The following is a 16990-nucleotide window of genomic DNA, read 5'->3' as shown; positions in this document are numbered from 1 at the left end:
TGCTCTTATGGAAAGGATTATTAACGACGTCATCGAGCGTGAGAGTCGACAAATAACCGTCCCAAAGAAGGACGACGACAGCCACACTCCCCCGAAACGTCTTTTGTGCTTGTAATATAAGGAGTTATACAATGCCGAAGGAAAATCAATATTCCCACATTTCTAGTAACGCTCGTCTTCGCAATACCACCGCGATGATCCTAGCGGGAGGTAAGGGAACACGGCTTAAAGAACTCACCTCAACTATTGCTAAACCAGCGGTCTCATTTGGCGGCAAATTCAAAATCATCGACTTTGCCTTATCAAACTGTATTAACTCTGGTATCCGCAAAGTTGGTGTACTCACTCAGTACATGGCTCAGGACCTAATTAGCCATATACAATCAGGTTGGCAATCGTCCTATTCTGCCTTAGGTGAAGGTGTCCATATCATTCCTGCGCAACAACGTGTTGGCGAAAACTGGTATCGAGGCACTGCGGACGCTATTTACCAAAACCTCGACCTGATAAAACGACACGATCAAACTGAGCGCATCTTGATTCTTGGTGGAGACCATATCTACAAGATGGACTACTCCCGAATGATCAACTTCCATGTGGAAAGCGGCGCTGATGTCACCGTGGCTTGTATTCAAAAACCCATCGAGCAAGCATCTGAATTTGGCGTAATGGGATTAAACGACGAAGGCGATATCATCAACTTTGTAGAGAAACCAGCAAACCCAACCCCTATGCCTAATGATGACTCTAAGGCTCTAATTTCAATGGGAATCTACATTTTTAACGTAGATGTTCTAGATGCTGAATTGCGTCAGGCTCTTACCTGTCCTGACTATAAGCACGATTTCGGACACAACATCATCCCTAGTCTTATCGGTCGCAGCAATCTCAAAGGCTATGTGTTTACAGAACGTGGTCACCCGGGCGCCAATGGCTATTGGCGAGATGTCGGTCATGTAGATGAATATTATGCTGCCACGATGGACTTACTAGCTCCGACACCAGAACTAGATATCTATGACAAGAGCTGGCCTATTATGACCAACCAAGTTCAGCGTCCTGGAGCTAAGTTTCTGTTTAATGACCCAAATCGTCGTGGATATGCCGTAGACTCAGTGGTTTGCGCCGGCGCAATTATCTCGGGTGCACAGGTTACACATACTTTGGTATCTTCTGATGTTCGCATCGATGATTTTACCGAAATCACTGACAGCATTTTGCTGCCAAGTGCTTCGGTAGGACAAAACTGCAAGCTGAAGAAAGTGATTGTCGGCGAAAACTGTCACATTCCAAACAGTATGGAAATCGGCTTTGACGTGGAACTGGATAAGCAGCGCTTTACTGTTACTGACGAAGGCATCGTCCTCGTCACTCAGGACATGTTCCCGCTGAAAGAAGACAGCCCTCTCGTTTCCGAAGGTGAGAAAAACGCTCAAACCGCGTAACGGCTTCTCGCATTCCTCTATCAAAACGCCCTAAACTATTAGGGCGTTTTGTGTTTATTAGGTTATACGTTGCGTGAGTTCTTAATAGCTACGATCATCACAAGAAGTACAAAGTACAGTCCAAGAAGCGGAAATGCAGAACCGACAGGCAAAGTCGAAGCAACAAACGAGACCAACGCCGTACACAACCAACTGCCCGAAAAAACAATGGCATTAGCGACTCCGGCAATATGCGGGAAAGGTAACAACGCCTTTCCCAGATATAACGGAAATAGCATTCCCAGAGAAACTATAATCACAGCAACTGGCAACAAGAACGCCAACAAATTCAACCCATAAATATACTGAAATGACATACCAATCACTAACGCGGCTAGCGACGCGGTGATTGCAACGTTGGTTTTCCGTTCAGCGGATACACTAAATAAAAAACGATTCGCCAAATTACCTAGCAACCAACATGCACCCAACGCTAACGCAATATTGCCATAAAACACCGGACTATAACCCAAACGCGACTGGATGATAAAAGGGCCGACGGTATTGAACGCTGGCAAAATACTGTAGAAAACACCACAAATGATGGCTGTGCGTTGAAAGTTTCGATTCAAAACGATCTCGGTAAGATTGCTTTTAATTTGCTCCCCTCGTAATGGCTGCACAATTTGCAATGTTTCACGAAAAAACAAGCAAAGAAAAACGCCTCCTAATGCGACCCAGATTGCCAGAGCAATAAAGACCGATTGCCAACCAAACATAGATTCTAGATGACCACCTACAAACGGGGACAAGGTAATTCCCATCGCAAACGAAATCGTAATCCAGTTAACCGCTTTCAGATACTCCGCTCCATGATACATATCTTTGATCACTGCCCTGCCTCCAACACAAACCAGAGACACGGCTAGTCCTTCAACCAGTCGAAGTACAATTAAGCTGTAGATATTGGGAGAAATGATGGACAGGAGCAAGGCAGCAACCAGCAAGAAGACTCCTATAAGCATTGGTGTCTTGCGGCCGTATGCATCGACAATAAAACCAGCAACTAACTGCCCAAGGCCAAACCCCAACATTGCTGACGTAAATGACCATTGAGTTACCGTTTCAGTAGCCGAAAACTCGGTTTTGATGGAAGGAAGAGATGGCACCACAATATCCACTACTATCCCACCTAGAGAGATGAGCAGGTACATAAGAATTGCGAGGTTATTTCTTTGCTGGTTAGTCATAGCAAGTAATAAAAATATCAATTTGGTGGTATATCTACTCTTTTAATCCTAGTCCTCCTCAACGTCTAGATAACGAAAATTCACAACTAACTCAGCGTAACGTTAATCTCACCATAGCGTTTTATCGATTCAATCCAAGAGTTTACTTCGTTGTCGTCAGGCATTTCCGCATCGACATCATACGTTTTGCCAATTTCGGTCGCTTTTCCTTTGCCAAAATTATGATAAGGAAGCACCTCGACCTTTTGGATATTTGTCATAGACTTCGCATGCTGTGCTATTGCCGCAAAGTGGTCATCAGAAAGGTTGTAACCGGGGATCATAGGGCAACGTAGAATCACTGATGCGTTGATTTCGTTAAGCAGCTGAAGGTTGGTATCTACCAAGCGGCGGGTCATGCCCGTTAGCGTTTTATGAAGCTCATCTCCGGTGGCCTTGTAGTCAAATAAGAACAGATCGACATACGGCGCTATCATTCGATAATGTTCCGTTTTGGAAGCACCATTGGTTTCAACACACACATGCACATCATTAGCTTTGCACATTTTCGCCAACGCTAAACAAAATTCGAATTGCTTAAGCGCTTCCCCACCGGATAATGTAATACCGCCGCCTGACTTGTCGAAATACACCTTGTCTTTAATGACCTCAGCAAAAACCTGTTCTACCGTCATCTCCTTCCCATAGATCTTGAGTGCATCTTGCATACAAGCATCAACGCATTGACCACAGGTTTGGCAAGCGTCAAAATCAACATTGTGGTTACCTTCAGCATCAAAACTATGTACATTGTTAGGACATACTTGCTCGCAACGACGACAACCAACACATTTATCCGCATTGAACGCGAGCTGTTTCTGAGCGCTCAGTGATTCAGGATTGTGGCACCACACACACTTCATTTGACAACCTTTCATAAACACTGCCGTTCTAACACCTGGGCCGTCATTGACACTGAATTTCTGGATGTCGAATACCACACCTGTAGTTGATGATTGAGCGAAGGATGTTTGAGAAGTAGAGTCTTTGATGAGCATGTTTTGCCTCATAACTGTCGCAAGAAAAAAGGGCGAACCTAAACTGCCGTGTTCGCCCAATCGGAGGTGTTTAGTCGTTAAGCGTGCGATTTAGAATTTCTAGCTGTACGTCTTTATCTAGGTTGACGAATTTGGCACTAAATCCACCCACACGAACCACAAGATTCGGGTATTTTTCGGGATTGTGATAAGCATCTTCAAGCTCACCTTTGCCCACTACGCTGACCATAATTTGTGGCCCGCCCTGTTCAAAGTAGCCATCCAGTAAAGCTTCAACGATCATGCGTTTGTTTTGGTACATATTCTTACTGAACTTCATGTTTTGCACCGAACCCGCATGTATCTCGGCTTTCAATTTTGCCAGCGAGTTTAGCATCGCCGTTGGTCCGTTTTTATCAGCACCACTTTGCGGATTGTTGGCATTACTCATATAAACACCAGTATGACGGCCATCAGCCGACGCGCTGGTTGCACGTCCCCACTCAGTGTTCACTTGGTTATTGATGATAACGACTAAGTAGCTGTCCATACCCACCTTTGCCGCGGAATCTTTAATGCCGTTGCATATGTACTCGTGCATTTCCACCGCGATATCATCGACATACGCATCATCATTACCAAACTTAGGTGCGTTGATCAGATCGTATTTCATACGGTCATAACCATCAAAATTGACGCGCAGTGCCTGAATAAGCTCGCTATAACTGTATTTTTTGTCCTCAAAGATGACTTTTTTGATTGCCGCTAAAGAATCGTAAGCGTTGGTGTTGCCGTACGTTTCGTTAGTACCACCCAACTTATACACGCCACCATCCAGTAGAGCTTTACTACGACCAATACAGTCATCCGTCAAAATACTGGTAAACAAGAAACCCACTTCCTGATTCATCACTTGATAAGAGAATGCTTGAGCCTTCGAGGTCAGTTCAATATAGAAGTCCAGCAGATCTTTGTAGTTCTTAATCACATCATCAAAACTTGTGACCTGCTCAGGTTGTAATAACGAGGTACCACCACTTTTGTTTTGACCGTCCCAAAAATCCGTGCCACCTGTAAGCGAAATGTTTAGAATTTTGAGGATGTTGATACACGTATTCGGAGTTCCAACACTTTTACCAGATAGCACAAATTCACCACAGCCGAATGGAACATAGTGTTGTGCATCTTGTTCGGAAATCTGCATCGAGTTCATTACGGCAGGTACGTTCACATCATCATTATAAAGAATCGGATAGGTCAGACCTTCGCCAATCGCTTCTAGGGCATCTTGGTAAACTCCCTGATTCATCCCTTTGTAAATTCGAAGAGTAAACTGCGGCTCAGTATCTTTGTTCTCACGCACTGCCTGAATCGCAAGCTTGCAATATACATCTGCGGTTTCAGGATTGCGTCGACCAAGACCACCAACAACGACTCGACCATTAACCGTGGTTTTACGAGCTTCAATAAGGCGATAGTGTGATCGAATATAATTGATAGCTTGACGTTCAGTAATGCGCCCAGCCTCCAAGTCAGCTACCAGTAAATCACCTAAATAATCATCCATACGACCAAAGTTCACCACCCCAGAACATAAGCTATACAACCATGAGAGCTGGATACCTTGTAAGAATGTTTGTGGTTTATCATTGCGAATGGCATTGAGCGCATCGATCAAGTCATTCATTTGATGTTTTCGCGTTAGGTCAGTGGTGGCTTCAAGCTCTTTCGCACACAGTTTGATATGGTGATCAATGACCTTCTCAACAATATCAAAGCAACCCAAGAAGGATTCATGCAGCGCAATGGCTTTTGTATCGTGACAAGCGCGAGCAGAATCGAGCTTGTCACCAATTAGGCGGCGCATACCGCCGATACCATTATCAATCAGCTTATTGTAATCAAGGTACATGCCGCTAAGGCGTGCTGTGGCAATAGCAGGATAGTTTACGTCAACAAACTTACCAAGCGTGGCTTCGGTTAACGTTTGGCGGAAGTAAATGGAGCGCGTGTCTCTCTCTTTCCAGTAGTCCAACAATACGTCTACTCGGCTATGCTCTTCAGGAGAAAGTTCCGTTTTAAAGGCTTCAAGTTTGTCAAAATTACAGTAGTGACCCACGCCACCGACAGAAGTCACACTACCAAAACCAATATGCAGAGCGTCTAGACGACCCACGACGATATCTTCCGATTCGATTTGGCGGAACAACACAGGATAGAGTTCAGACAAGCAAGCCACTTCTCGTTTATAAAGATTTTCTTCGCTTTGATGGGCTCGCGTATAAGCTTCCATAATTTCAAGCTGCATTATTGCTGGCTTCTCGCATGGAATTTTCTTGTTTACGTCTACTTGGCTTGGATTATTTTCGATTTTGGATGACATGGTAGGGCTCCTCGTATCTTTATGAGATAACCATAAATCCACACTAAAAATATGTAAATACAAATATTGGTGATTTTGCCAAAAGAATGATCGAGATCATGCATCAAAAAATGTTACTAACCACTTTGTTTTGGAATGGGCTTTTCTGGTAACATCTTGAGTATTAACGGATGGTCTCTCGATACCTTTTACTAGATATGTGTTAACAGGTATCGGCTTAAGAGGCTGTGGTCAGCAATTTGTATAGTTGTAAATGAAGTAATGAAATACGTAGAAGTTTATCAAGCAATCAAGGCTGACATTATCAATGGCCTTTCTCCAGCTTGGTCTCAGCTCGAAGGTGAGCACGCACTATCAGATAAATTTGGTGTCAGTCGCCCAACGTTAAGAAAAGCGATTGAGAAGTTAAAACAAGAGTCTTTTGTGCACTCTAGACAAGGTTCTGGTATTTTTGTCAATCCGCCAGAATTTTACCAAGACAACAATTTAACTAGTATTTCTGAGCGAATTAATAAAGACACAGACTTAAAAAACATCGTGCTAGAATTTAGTTCAGTCCTAGCAGATCAATCACTTGCAGATAAGTTTCGTTTAGAAGTTGGCGCTAGTCTTCATCACTTCAAAAGAATGCGAATCATCAATGGTGAACCCGCTATTCTTGAAGAAACTTGGATGCCAAAGAGTTTATTTCCTGACTTCACAGAAGCTCACTGTGAGCACTCTGTTCTTACCTACGTGGAGCAAGTTGCAGGGCATAACATAAGTCATGATGCAAAAACCATCTCCGGCAAGATGCTGAATGACAAAGAAGCATTCCTGCTAAGAGTCGAGCCCGGACACTTGTGCCTTTCTATCCAACATAATGTGTATCTCCTGCATTCAGTACTCGCGCAATACACCATTGAAACCTTGGCTTCAAACGAACTGACCACTGTATCAATACGCTGATTTATCAGTTATTTAAATCACCATATAGGCGGCTTTATCCTATTAAAACCGCCTGTGCTCTCTCCTCAACTACCCCACGCCTTTGGTTAAGGCCCAGTCAAAACCACCACTTGACTTAACAAATATTTTTGTGACTTTGGAAGTGCTTTGGTTTCCAATATTCGTTATCCACCTCACAGTTCACCACAAATCAATATACCCACACGCAATATAATGATTTAGATCAATCTCTATCTACAAAACCATTACTAAGATTATTTTAAATTTGTAAATACATAAATTAAAAATCCCTACCAAGAAGAGATCTACATTATGATGAAAGAGATCCTAAACGCGCAGCTAATCAAGCTTGATTTGGCGGCAACCGACAAGGACGCGGTATTCAATGAATTAGCAGATGTGCTAGTCAATGCTGGCAAAGTATCTGACAAACAACAATTTGTGAAAGATGTCTGGGCACGCGAAGAAACTGGTAACACAGGTTTTGAAGATGGCATTGCACTGCCACATGCCAAGAGCGCCTCAGTTGTTTCACCAGCGATTGCCGTTGGTATCAGCAAACAAGGCATCGAATACGGCTCAGAAGACGGACAACCTTCTAATATCTTCTTTATGATTGCTTCGCCTGAAAAAGCGAGCAACTTCCATGTCGAAGTCCTTGCAAAATTATCTTCAAAGATAGTTGAGCCTACATTTTTAGAAAACCTACGAAGCACGACATCTAATGAAGAGGCGCTTGCCTTATTAGTGGCAGACGACAAAGCATCGCAACCAACTGTCACCGCTACCAAAGGCTTTATTATTGGTGTGACGGGTTGTCCGGTAGGGGTTGCACACACTTACTTGGCAGCAGAAGGCATCGAAAATGCTGCCGCCGAAATGGGGTACGAGTGCAAAGTTGAAACAAACGGCTCTGTCGGTGTTAAAAACATCCCTACCGAAGAAGAAATTGCTCGTGCAGATGCCATTGTTGTGGCTTGCGATAAACAAGTTGATCTTAATCGCTTTAAAGGCAAACGCGTTATTATCACTGGCGTCAAAAAAGCCATCAAAGATGCTGACAAGTTGATTGAACAAGCCCTTGCCGCACCTCTCTATGCGGGTGATGGTAAGTCTAGCGCGAGCCAAGCGACAACGAGTCCTGGTGGGTCAGGCAAAGACCTATACAAGTACCTAATGAATGGCGTATCTCACATGATCCCATTTGTAGTCGTCGGCGGTATTTTGATTGCCATTTCCCTAGCTATCGGCGGAGAACCAACACCGGGCGGCCTTGCTATTCCTGAAGGCAGTTTGTGGAACAAGATCCTTGATGTCGGTGTGGTCGGCTTCACCCTAATGATTCCGGTTCTAGCCGGTTATATTGCTTACGCTATCGCGGACCGTCCAGGGCTTGCACCGGGCCTCATTGGTGGCTGGATTGCCAACAACGGTTCATTCTATGACGCTGATGCTGGTACAGGTTTTATTGGTGCAATCATTGCTGGTCTCTTGGTTGGTTACTTCGTGAAATGGATTGTCAGCTTCAATTACTCGAAGATGATTCAACCACTGGTCCCTATTATGATCGCGCCAATCGCTGGCTCGCTCTTTATTGCCGCCGTATTCATCTTCATCATCGGTGCCCCAATCGCGGGCATCATGGAAACCATGAACAACGTCCTAGCGAACTTATCAACCGGTAACGTAATCATCATTGGTTTGGTCATCGGTTTGATGCAAGGTTTCGATATGGGTGGTCCATTTGGTAAAGTGGCCTTCCTATTCAGTGTTGGTCTGATTGCCGAAGGACAAACTCAGTTTATGGGTGCACAAGCGGCAGCCATTCCAGTTGCTCCATTAGGTATGGCATTAGCTGCATTCCTCGGTAGCCGCATGAAACTGTTCGAACGCGAAGAAGTCGAAAACGCAAAAGCAGCAACCGCTATGGGCATGGTCGGTATCTCCGAAGGCGCCATTCCGTTCGCTGCACGTGACCCATTTGCTGTAATCCCTGCGAACATGATTGGTTCAGCAGTAGCTTGTGTGCTTGGCTTTACCTTCGGTCTAACTTGTAACGTTGCACACGGTGGTCCAATCGTCGTTCTACTTGGTGCGTTCAACAAACCTGTTCTAGCATTGCTCGCAATGGCTATCGGTGTTGTCACTACGGCCGCTGTTGCGATTACGCTGAAGAAGATTCGCTATAACAAAGCGCAAAAAGAACAAGCGACACAGTTAGCAATGAGCTAAGTCCCTTGCATATTCGTAGTCTCAACCATAAGTAACCAGGCGACGTCATAAGCCAGCAGTGAACTCTGCTGGCTTTTTAGTTTAGCCAAATACGCACAGGTCGGCGCACTACAATCATGACCGTCCGAGTTATCGTTTACACATTAAATAGAGTTTCGATTTGGGGGTTGCAGATACGCTTTTTCCACTAAGAAACGCGGCCTGTTCCTCATCTAGCCAAAAGGGTAAAGCTACGGGCCATGCAGTCACATCAATATGACGTTTTAGAGCTTCAATATCCGGCTTAGTTACTAAACTGGCATTTAGCGATTGGCATGTTTGCTTCGCTACTTCATAAGAGAAACGTTGCCAACGTTGGTTAGCTTCCCAGTTAGAAATGCGTGGACTCTCCGGATAGGTAGGAATAAAGAAAGTCTGTTCGCCAACTTGTTGTTGGGTCTCAATAACAACCTTTGGTTCGTTGTAACTCTTAAGGACTGATGTCACTTGACTACGATTCGCAGAGATGAATACGTGCTGCCGGAGAAAAGTCTCTTTTTTAATCAGGCTTGAAATATAACGTCCAACCACCTTGGCATCGATATATTGAAAGTAAGGACCACTCAAGCATCGGTAGTACTCTCCGTCAAAAGATTGCACTAGGTTACTTTGCGTAGCAATTGCCACCTTTCGGTGAGTATCATCAACATGAAATGGATTAGAAGAGGCTCCGCATTGCACCCAATAAAAAGCAGGCTTTTCGTCAGGTTCATCATTTCCATACAGCCCCTGACCAATAGGACAGTCCGGTGATAGAAGCGGAAAAAATGATGAGTATCGCGTTGTATCACAACGCTCTTGTACGTACTCGGTAGCCGCACTTTCATGTTCAAGCGCTAACAGTGGAAAGCTATTGATAAGTAAGACGGTTAGAGCGAACCGTTTGTAGTGTGAAGCAAGCAAAGTGTACATTCCCAAAGCGAGTTCCTTTACAGCACTTCTGGAACGATCATGACCTCTCGCTCTAGCGTTTCATCAATGCATTCGTTTAGCCATTGGATTCGTGCTTGTAGCTGTTTACATTGAAGCTTAGCGGAAGAAGTTTTCTGCCTGTCGTGAGCAACATTTTCTAGATAAAGCAGAATGTTGTTCAGCGCTTGTTGAGTTTGGTGCAAGCCACTGAGCAAATGTGAATGTATGACATCACTAGAATCCATACTTCCGCTTGCCATCAATTTTGCGCACAGCTCATCTCGTGTTGCAGGAAATGCTAGCTTTCGCCCAAGCCAATTGGCAAGTGCCTCTCTCCCCTCTTTTTCAACTATATATTGTCGTTCTGTTGGCTGATAGCTGTGCTCGGTCGTACTCGTACTAATCCAACCATACGAGGTCATTCGTTTTAGTTCGGTATATACCTGTTGAGAGTTAACTTGCCAGTATGGTAACGCATTGATAGTTCGAACTAACGTCGCACCATTCACTGCTTTTGTACTAAGGTGAGTCAATAAAATGTATTTGAGTGCCATATTCGCCAGATGATTCAAGGAGTTGGTTTAACATTCTCTAGAGCTAAGTTCAAAACCTTCTCTATTCATCATCTAAGGCAACATTTATTTTTTTATCTGTTTCGTATTGATTCAGTGCGTACACAGACCAAATAACCGCAGGTATCCAACCAATTAAAGTTATTTGCAGAATCAAACAGATCACCCCCGATACAGGTTTTCCGATTGTGAAAAATTGCAACCATGGAATAAGAATCGCTATTAATAGTCTCATTAGTGTTTCTCTATTGACCAAAAAGTTGGTCATCTACCATTGAAAATATTGCACTAGTATATCTTTCACTCGAAAACATTGATGTCCGATTATTCTTGCTTTGTTTCCTTCATTCTTAATAGGTTGGCATCTATTAGAATCCGCGAACTCGGCCAATGCGCCAATTAATTACGGCAACCTAAAAACAAAGCCAGAAGAAATCAGGCGATCTCCTCTGGCAGTTCATTTAGAACTTAAACCCTACGGTAAAACCAAATTGGGCGTTCTCTTTCACTGGGGTTCGCACTTCTTGGTTTCCGGTCATATAAAGACTTTGTACTCTTGCATCTGCATAAATACCCACAGGCGTGGTTAGCCTTAACCCTGCCGCAGACGTCAGATAATTTCCTGAAAAATTGCCACTATACGCACCAATGTTGTCTTGATTTCCGCTGTGGATGACGGCTAATGGCCCCGTGTTGTATGACTCAATAGAGCCACTTACGTGTGCGCCGCCAAAAGCCGCATACGGCTTTAAACCCCAGCCGTCCGCGATATTAAAAGCATAGCCGACTTCGCCTTCAATTCGCGCATCGTATCCATCAGTTTTGCCACCATACAGCGCATCAGAGGAGTAGTGATTGTTCTCACCATCGAATCTCATTAATGAACCATTAACTGAGAAAATCCGATTAAAATCATAACCAACCTCTATTTTAGGCTGTGCCTTTAATGTCCCTACCCCATCCACTTTCATCCCTGTTGTTGCTCCGGCTCCGATACGAAAACCAACATAGTCATTGCTTGCCTGAGCCATGCTCGAGAAACCCGTTACCAGTGCAACTAACAGTACTTTTTTCATTTACTACCTCTGTCTTTAGAAATGACGCGCAAATAGCGCAAGTTACAACCGCCTAACCCCGCAAAAAAGCGGGGGAAGAAGGAGGAAGAGGTATGTACTACCTTGAAGCTAAGTGGGCTAATTCGACAGGTAGTTTAATCTCGTCGACTGGGCAATCATGGGCTAGCGTTTGGTCGCGCTTGGCAACACGCTCCAATGCAGCTTGTTCCCAACCTTGAATCCGCTTAGTGGCTTCGCCGTGTATAGGAGCAATACCCGTGTCATACACTTCAATAAACACATCGTTATTCTTAATCTTTGAATAGCAGGTGTGTTGGTCACCATAAGGACAGTTTGAAATCACAACATACAGGTCTTTTTCTGCGTACCACTCAATCGCCGTTCCATCTTTCACAGGTGGGGTTGGACACATTCGAGCTCGCGTAATTCTGTTCTCATCTTGGGTAAAGCGATTGCCTTGAAAGATATTCCAATCATTACGGTCCGAGAAAAATTGAATCACTTCCTGACGCAAGGTGTCATCTTCAATGTTAGCAATGGCAGGAATTCGCCCAAAGCCATGAATAAAGTTCTCATGACAAGAGTTACGCACGTTTTCTTTACCTTGTGCCAATCCAATCAACTCAGGAGAACAATGCGCTGCTAACCAAATATGCGAGAAACCTTCTGGTAATTCGTCATATGGGAACTCATCTTCCACCAGCGTCGCCATCTTTTCGAAATGACGGCTTTGAGACCAAATACCGGAATATAGTCTTTGGTTAAGCCCTTCAACAGCTGTAGAGCTTAAATGACAGCTGTATTGCTCTAAGTCTGGGGTTACCATCAGCACGTCCATAATCTGAGTACGACCATTGTTACCTTTTGCGTTTGGACGCTGCTCAATACGAATAACCTGACCTTTTTTCACTAAGAAGGCATTACCGGTTTCTGCTTCAAGTACGTCCGTGTAAACCAATTGACGTTTTTTACCAGACTTAGTCGCTCTCACTTTTTGGTAGAAGTCCAAGTCTGGGCTGATTGCTCTCGCAAACGTCTCTACTGGATCAACATCAGAGTTATAACTAGAGTCGAAGTTTTCTACTTGATTTACATGTTTATGGCACATAAGTATTTACCTATGATTGCAACATCCATGTAGGCTACGGCCGAGGGTTCCTGGCTCGACTTCAGAAATTTAGTAAGCGTCCTTGCTCAGTTTTTGTCCTTTAGAAGATTGATGTCTGTTACTTACTATTGCGCTTTGAAGATTTAAACAACGTCTTAATCTTGCGCTTTATCAAGCCTACGAGAGGCTTTCCTAGAATGGCGATGGAGCCAAATAAAATGACTTCATTAATGGCAAACCCAATGCCGACTATCGATACCGTTTGTTCTGCTGACCAACTCATTGAAGCACCTAGCGCTCCAAGTCCTGCTGGCACAGCAAACATTCCTATGTTGGTAATAATGAAGGCAACCAGCGCCACCTTCTTTATCGAAGTATCAACCAACATTGTTAGATTTGAGTCTGGTTGATTCGACATAAAGACCCCTCTCTATTTAATCGAGTTATCTTTGGTCGCAATGCGTTGGTAGATTCGTTCTTCCCAACCACCGATATCTCCCAAGTGTTTGGTTTCCGGTTGAATTCCCGTGTCATAAACGCTCACATACACTGGGTTTGGACGGGCCTCTGGGTAAGGCAATGCTTGGTCTGCATAAGGACAATTACTTACCACTACGTAAATATCTTTTTCAGCATAGAACTCACAGCCAACACCATCGTCAACCGTCGGTGTAGGGGCTAAGACACAGCGCGTAATACCATTATCGTCTTGAGTGAATTTATTTGGTTGGAACATGTTCACATCATTTCGGTCAGCAAACGTCTGTACCACTTGACGTCGTAGCGTTTCATTTTCAATAGCTGCAATTGCCGGGACTCGGTTGAAGCCTTGAATAAAGTTCTCTTGGCAGCTATTGACGTTGCCTTGTTCGCCATAACACATATGTAGCCATTCAGGGCAGCAATGCGCTGCGAAGAAGATGTGACTAAAATCTTCATCCATTTTTTCGTATGGAAACTCATCTTCAACCAAGGTTACGATTTTCTCCATATAACGGCTTTGTGACCAAACTGCGCTGTACAACCTTTGATTCAGACCTTCTACCGCGCTGGTATTTAGGTGGTCACCATATTGTTCAAGATCTGGAGTGACAAAATGAACGTCAATGATTTGAGTGCGATTATTGTGTAGGCTTGGACGCTGTTCAAAACGAATGACCTGACCTGCTTTCACCAAAAATGCATTACCCGTGTGAGGTAACAACACATCATCATAGACATGCTGGCGTGTGCCATTGGCTTTAGTGCCACGAACGTCTTCATAGAAAGCGACGTTTGGTGAGACTTTACGCTCATAGGTTTTTACTGGGTCAATGTCTTCGTTGTATACAGATTTGATGTCAGTTGTCATGGTCTTTACCTTCTCTAACTATAATAAAGCGCGTCCGTTCAACTATGTATTGTCAAAACGTTGTTGCCGTTTCCCCCTCTGACAACGCTTATATTAGTCATTTTTTCTGAAATATAAATTCAGTAAACCTTAAGAATAATTGACAGAACAAAACAAAAACCTTAGCAGCTACCCCGAGTTGCAAAGCTCATGAATTCACCTAACATTAAGTGTTATCTACAAGATGAAGAACTTAGGTGTAAGTTTTACTGACATGTTAACTGTTAATCTGCTCCAACTTCAGGCATTCGTTCTCGCTGCGGAAACAGGTTCGTTTTCTGCCGCAGCTAGAAAAATGAAAAAAACTCATTCAGCAATAAGCATGACCATCTCCAATTTAGAGTTAGATGTTAATCAAGCGTTGTTTGATCGTGCCACGCGAAACCCCACCTTGACGGCAGCTGGAGAAGTTCTTCTAAAAGAGGCCAAACTTGTCCTAGCACAATGTGAAAATTTTGAGCGCTTGGCTAATGAACTTGACCCAGAAGAAGAAACGGAATTTACCTTGGCGCTGGATAGTGTTTACAGCGTTCCGATGGAAAAAGAGATTCTGACGTTGCTCGCCGACAAATTTCCAAAGCTTAAACTTAAACTGGTCGAGAAGCCTTCCTCCGGAGTTATTGCATCAGTAGTCAAAGGTGAGGCTAACATTGGTTTCACTCTGCTAGAGCAGCCTATTTTTAGCAATCTAGGATCCATCGCTCTACCTTCAGCGGAGCTACTATACGTGGCTAGTCCCGAGCACCCACTAGCCAAGCTGGAAAAGGTGACACTCGTGGACTTACAACGTCACAGGCAAGCCTATCTTTCCCACGACGTCAACGTTAAGGGTACCAGCATCTCAGCCAACGTCTGGGAGTGTGAGTCTATATCAGCGGCCAAGACAGCTATCGCCTATGGAACTTGCTGGGGAATGGCGGTTGAACCCTTTATTCGACCGCAAATTACTTCAGGACAGCTCGTTAAACTCAATGTTGAGTCATCGCTCAAAAAGAGTATTCCTGCGGCTTTGATATGGAAAATTGGTGATGAGTCAGGGCGGGTTCACAGCGCAATTCGCGCTTTGTATACCGAGCGGAAGCTGGACTAAAAGACCAGTAACTTTCTCGTCATATATTATAATTGAACGATTGTTCAAAACATTTGCGATACTAATAAAAACGAGTTAGGATTTTTCTATCAAGTCGGATTCTGATGAAGCAAATAAGCTTTCATTCAATGCATTAGGAGATGCTATGAGTAACGAATATATCCCACCCAAAGTTTGGACTCACGACAGTGAAAGCGGCGGCCAATGGGCTAGCATTAACAGGCCGGATTCTGGAGCACGCCATGAACAAGCGCTGCCTGTTGGAGAGCATGCTTTACAGCTTTACTCTCTCGCTACACCAAATGGGCAGAAGGTTACCATCATGCTAGAAGAGCTGCTTGCTCTGGGTAAATCTGACGCTGAATATGACGCTTACTTAATCAACATTGGCGAAGGCGATCAATTTGGTTCTGGCTTTGTAGACGTTAACCCAAACTCAAAGATCCCTGCACTGCTTGATCGTTCCGGTGACACACCTGTACGAGTATTTGAATCGGGTAACATCCTACTCTATTTAGCAGAGAAGTTCGGTGCTTTACTGCCGAGCGATCCTGCTAAGCGCGTTGAAGCGATGAACTGGTTATTCTGGCTTCAAGGCTCTGCCCCTTATCTTGGCGGCGGTTTCGGCCACTTCTACGCTTACGCACCAGAAAAGTTCGAATACCCAATTAACCGTTTCACTATGGAAACAAAACGCCAGTTACATTTATTGGACGCTAGACTCGCTGAGAATCAATACCTTGGTGGCGACGAATACAGCATTGCTGATATCGCAACTTGGCCTTGGTATGGCAATCTAGTGATTAACAACCAATACAATGCCGCTGAGTTTTTAGACGTAGAAAGCTATCCAAACCTCATTCGCTGGGCTAAAGACATCGCAGCACGACCAGCCGTTCAACGTGGCCGTATTGTTAACCGCTCTTGGGGCGAAGAATGGGAAACACTCACTGAGCGCCATAGCGCTGCTGATATTGACGCAGTATTGGCGAAGCAGCCTAAGTAAATAGCACCATTGAATAAATTTAAGAGCGAGTTCTTCCCAGTTCTCGCTCTTCGTTTGTATCTTGATAATTAGAAATACACCCTAAAACCCGCTCTGGCCTCAAGCTCTATATCAAATTGATCCAAATAGATCGCCGGCGTCACGTCCACATAAAACCCCACAGGCTTCACTCTAAATTCCGCTCCAATTCCCGGTGTAAAGGCGATATAACGACTATTGCGATTCACATAGTGCCCACCTGCGAAAAAATAAATCGGCGTATTCTGTATGCCAAAAACTTTGTTGACACCAAAGCCCATTTTATCGTCGAGGCTGACGTTAAAACGTAAATCATTGTGTTTAACATCGAGTCCCCAATAAGGGTCGCCGACGAATAAACCAATACCGGTGTCTGCTTTAGCCATTGATACCGAAAATAGTGTAATGACTAAGAGTAGTCTGATACGTTTTTTCATTACTGTTCCACTGCTTGTAAAAGCCGCCAAAGTAAGTCAGTAATTTCAATATATTGTTAGCGGTCTATGGGCTTGACCTATGTTTCACA

16 protein-coding genes are annotated in these 16990 nt (G+C 44.1%); 5 read left to right on the top strand and 11 right to left on the bottom strand.

Annotated elements, in window-relative coordinates:
* Positions 1-131: 131 nt before the first annotated feature.
* Complete coding sequence (glgC, locus tag JKJ11_RS25040; protein WP_124941733.1) at positions 132-1445, top strand: glucose-1-phosphate adenylyltransferase; 1314 nt, start codon at positions 132-134, stop codon at positions 1443-1445.
* Positions 1446-1507: 62 nt separating this feature from the next.
* Here glgC and JKJ11_RS25035 read toward each other — a convergent pair whose 3' ends face one another.
* The 3 genes from JKJ11_RS25035 to JKJ11_RS25025 all read right to left on the bottom strand — a co-directional run bounded on the left by JKJ11_RS25035 (position 1508) and on the right by JKJ11_RS25025 (position 6073).
* The gene (locus JKJ11_RS25035; protein WP_252039509.1) at positions 1508-2638 is read right to left on the bottom strand and encodes an MFS transporter; all 1131 of its coding nucleotides are present in this window, start codon (positions 2636-2638) and stop codon (positions 1508-1510) included.
* Between the two features lie 122 nt (positions 2639-2760).
* Positions 2761-3711 (bottom strand): glycyl-radical enzyme activating protein, encoded by a 951-nt coding sequence (locus JKJ11_RS25030; protein WP_252039508.1) that lies wholly within the window; start codon positions 3709-3711, stop codon positions 2761-2763.
* Positions 3712-3781: 70 nt separating this feature from the next.
* Entirely contained in the window at positions 3782-6073 is a 2292-nt protein-coding gene (locus JKJ11_RS25025; protein ID WP_252039507.1) for a pyruvate formate lyase family protein, read from the bottom strand.
* Positions 6074-6334: 261 nt separating this feature from the next.
* Between JKJ11_RS25025 and JKJ11_RS25020 the strand changes: the two genes are divergently transcribed.
* Both JKJ11_RS25020 and JKJ11_RS25015 read left to right on the top strand, forming a co-directional pair.
* On the top strand, positions 6335-7021 hold the full coding sequence (locus tag JKJ11_RS25020) for a GntR family transcriptional regulator (RefSeq protein WP_031493323.1): 687 nt from the start codon (positions 6335-6337) through the stop codon (positions 7019-7021).
* 312 nt (positions 7022-7333) lie between these two features.
* Complete coding sequence (locus tag JKJ11_RS25015; protein WP_252039506.1) at positions 7334-9253, top strand: PTS fructose transporter subunit IIABC; 1920 nt, start codon at positions 7334-7336, stop codon at positions 9251-9253.
* A gap of 129 nt (positions 9254-9382) precedes the next feature.
* Here the strand turns inward: JKJ11_RS25015 and JKJ11_RS25010 are convergent, their stop codons facing one another.
* The 7 genes from JKJ11_RS25010 to JKJ11_RS24980 all read right to left on the bottom strand — a co-directional run bounded on the left by JKJ11_RS25010 (position 9383) and on the right by JKJ11_RS24980 (position 14311).
* Positions 9383-10204, bottom strand: a complete 822-nt coding sequence (locus tag JKJ11_RS25010) for a hypothetical protein (RefSeq protein ID WP_252039505.1) — start codon at positions 10202-10204, stop codon at positions 9383-9385.
* 17 nt (positions 10205-10221) lie between these two features.
* A complete protein-coding gene (locus tag JKJ11_RS25005) occupies positions 10222-10758 on the bottom strand; it encodes a PadR family transcriptional regulator (protein WP_252039504.1) in 537 nt (178 codons plus the stop codon).
* Between the two features lie 61 nt (positions 10759-10819).
* Entirely contained in the window at positions 10820-11011 is a 192-nt protein-coding gene (locus JKJ11_RS25000) for a YqaE/Pmp3 family membrane protein (protein WP_252039503.1), read from the bottom strand.
* Between the two features lie 226 nt (positions 11012-11237).
* The gene (locus tag JKJ11_RS24995; protein ID WP_062458621.1) at positions 11238-11852 is read right to left on the bottom strand and encodes an outer membrane beta-barrel protein; all 615 of its coding nucleotides are present in this window, start codon (positions 11850-11852) and stop codon (positions 11238-11240) included.
* Positions 11853-11949: 97 nt separating this feature from the next.
* On the bottom strand, positions 11950-12960 hold the full coding sequence (locus tag JKJ11_RS24990) for a DUF1989 domain-containing protein (RefSeq protein WP_006069348.1): 1011 nt from the start codon (positions 12958-12960) through the stop codon (positions 11950-11952).
* Positions 12961-13078: 118 nt separating this feature from the next.
* Positions 13079-13378 carry a hypothetical protein gene (locus JKJ11_RS24985; protein ID WP_252039502.1) on the bottom strand — a complete coding sequence of 100 codons (300 nt, stop codon included), beginning with the start codon at positions 13376-13378 and terminating at the stop codon, positions 13079-13081.
* Between the two features lie 12 nt (positions 13379-13390).
* Positions 13391-14311, bottom strand: a complete 921-nt coding sequence (locus JKJ11_RS24980) for a DUF1989 domain-containing protein (protein ID WP_006069350.1) — start codon at positions 14309-14311, stop codon at positions 13391-13393.
* A gap of 253 nt (positions 14312-14564) precedes the next feature.
* On the opposite strand from JKJ11_RS24980, the gene JKJ11_RS24975 reads away from it, so the two are divergent.
* Complete coding sequence (locus JKJ11_RS24975; protein WP_165483429.1) at positions 14565-15440, top strand: LysR family transcriptional regulator; 876 nt, start codon at positions 14565-14567, stop codon at positions 15438-15440.
* Between the two features lie 145 nt (positions 15441-15585).
* On the top strand, positions 15586-16446 hold the full coding sequence (yghU, locus tag JKJ11_RS24970) for a glutathione-dependent disulfide-bond oxidoreductase (protein ID WP_006069352.1): 861 nt from the start codon (positions 15586-15588) through the stop codon (positions 16444-16446).
* 68 nt (positions 16447-16514) lie between these two features.
* Here yghU and JKJ11_RS24965 read toward each other — a convergent pair whose 3' ends face one another.
* Positions 16515-16901, bottom strand: a complete 387-nt coding sequence (locus tag JKJ11_RS24965) for a hypothetical protein (RefSeq protein WP_006069353.1) — start codon at positions 16899-16901, stop codon at positions 16515-16517.
* Between the last annotated feature and the right edge of the window lie 89 nt (positions 16902-16990).

This window comes from Vibrio sp. SCSIO 43133, assembly GCF_023716845.1.
Classification (GTDB): Bacteria; Pseudomonadota; Gammaproteobacteria; order Enterobacterales; family Vibrionaceae; genus Vibrio; species Vibrio mediterranei.
Note: the sequence above shows the minus strand (reverse complement) of the source record. Positions and strands in the feature narration are given on the sequence as shown.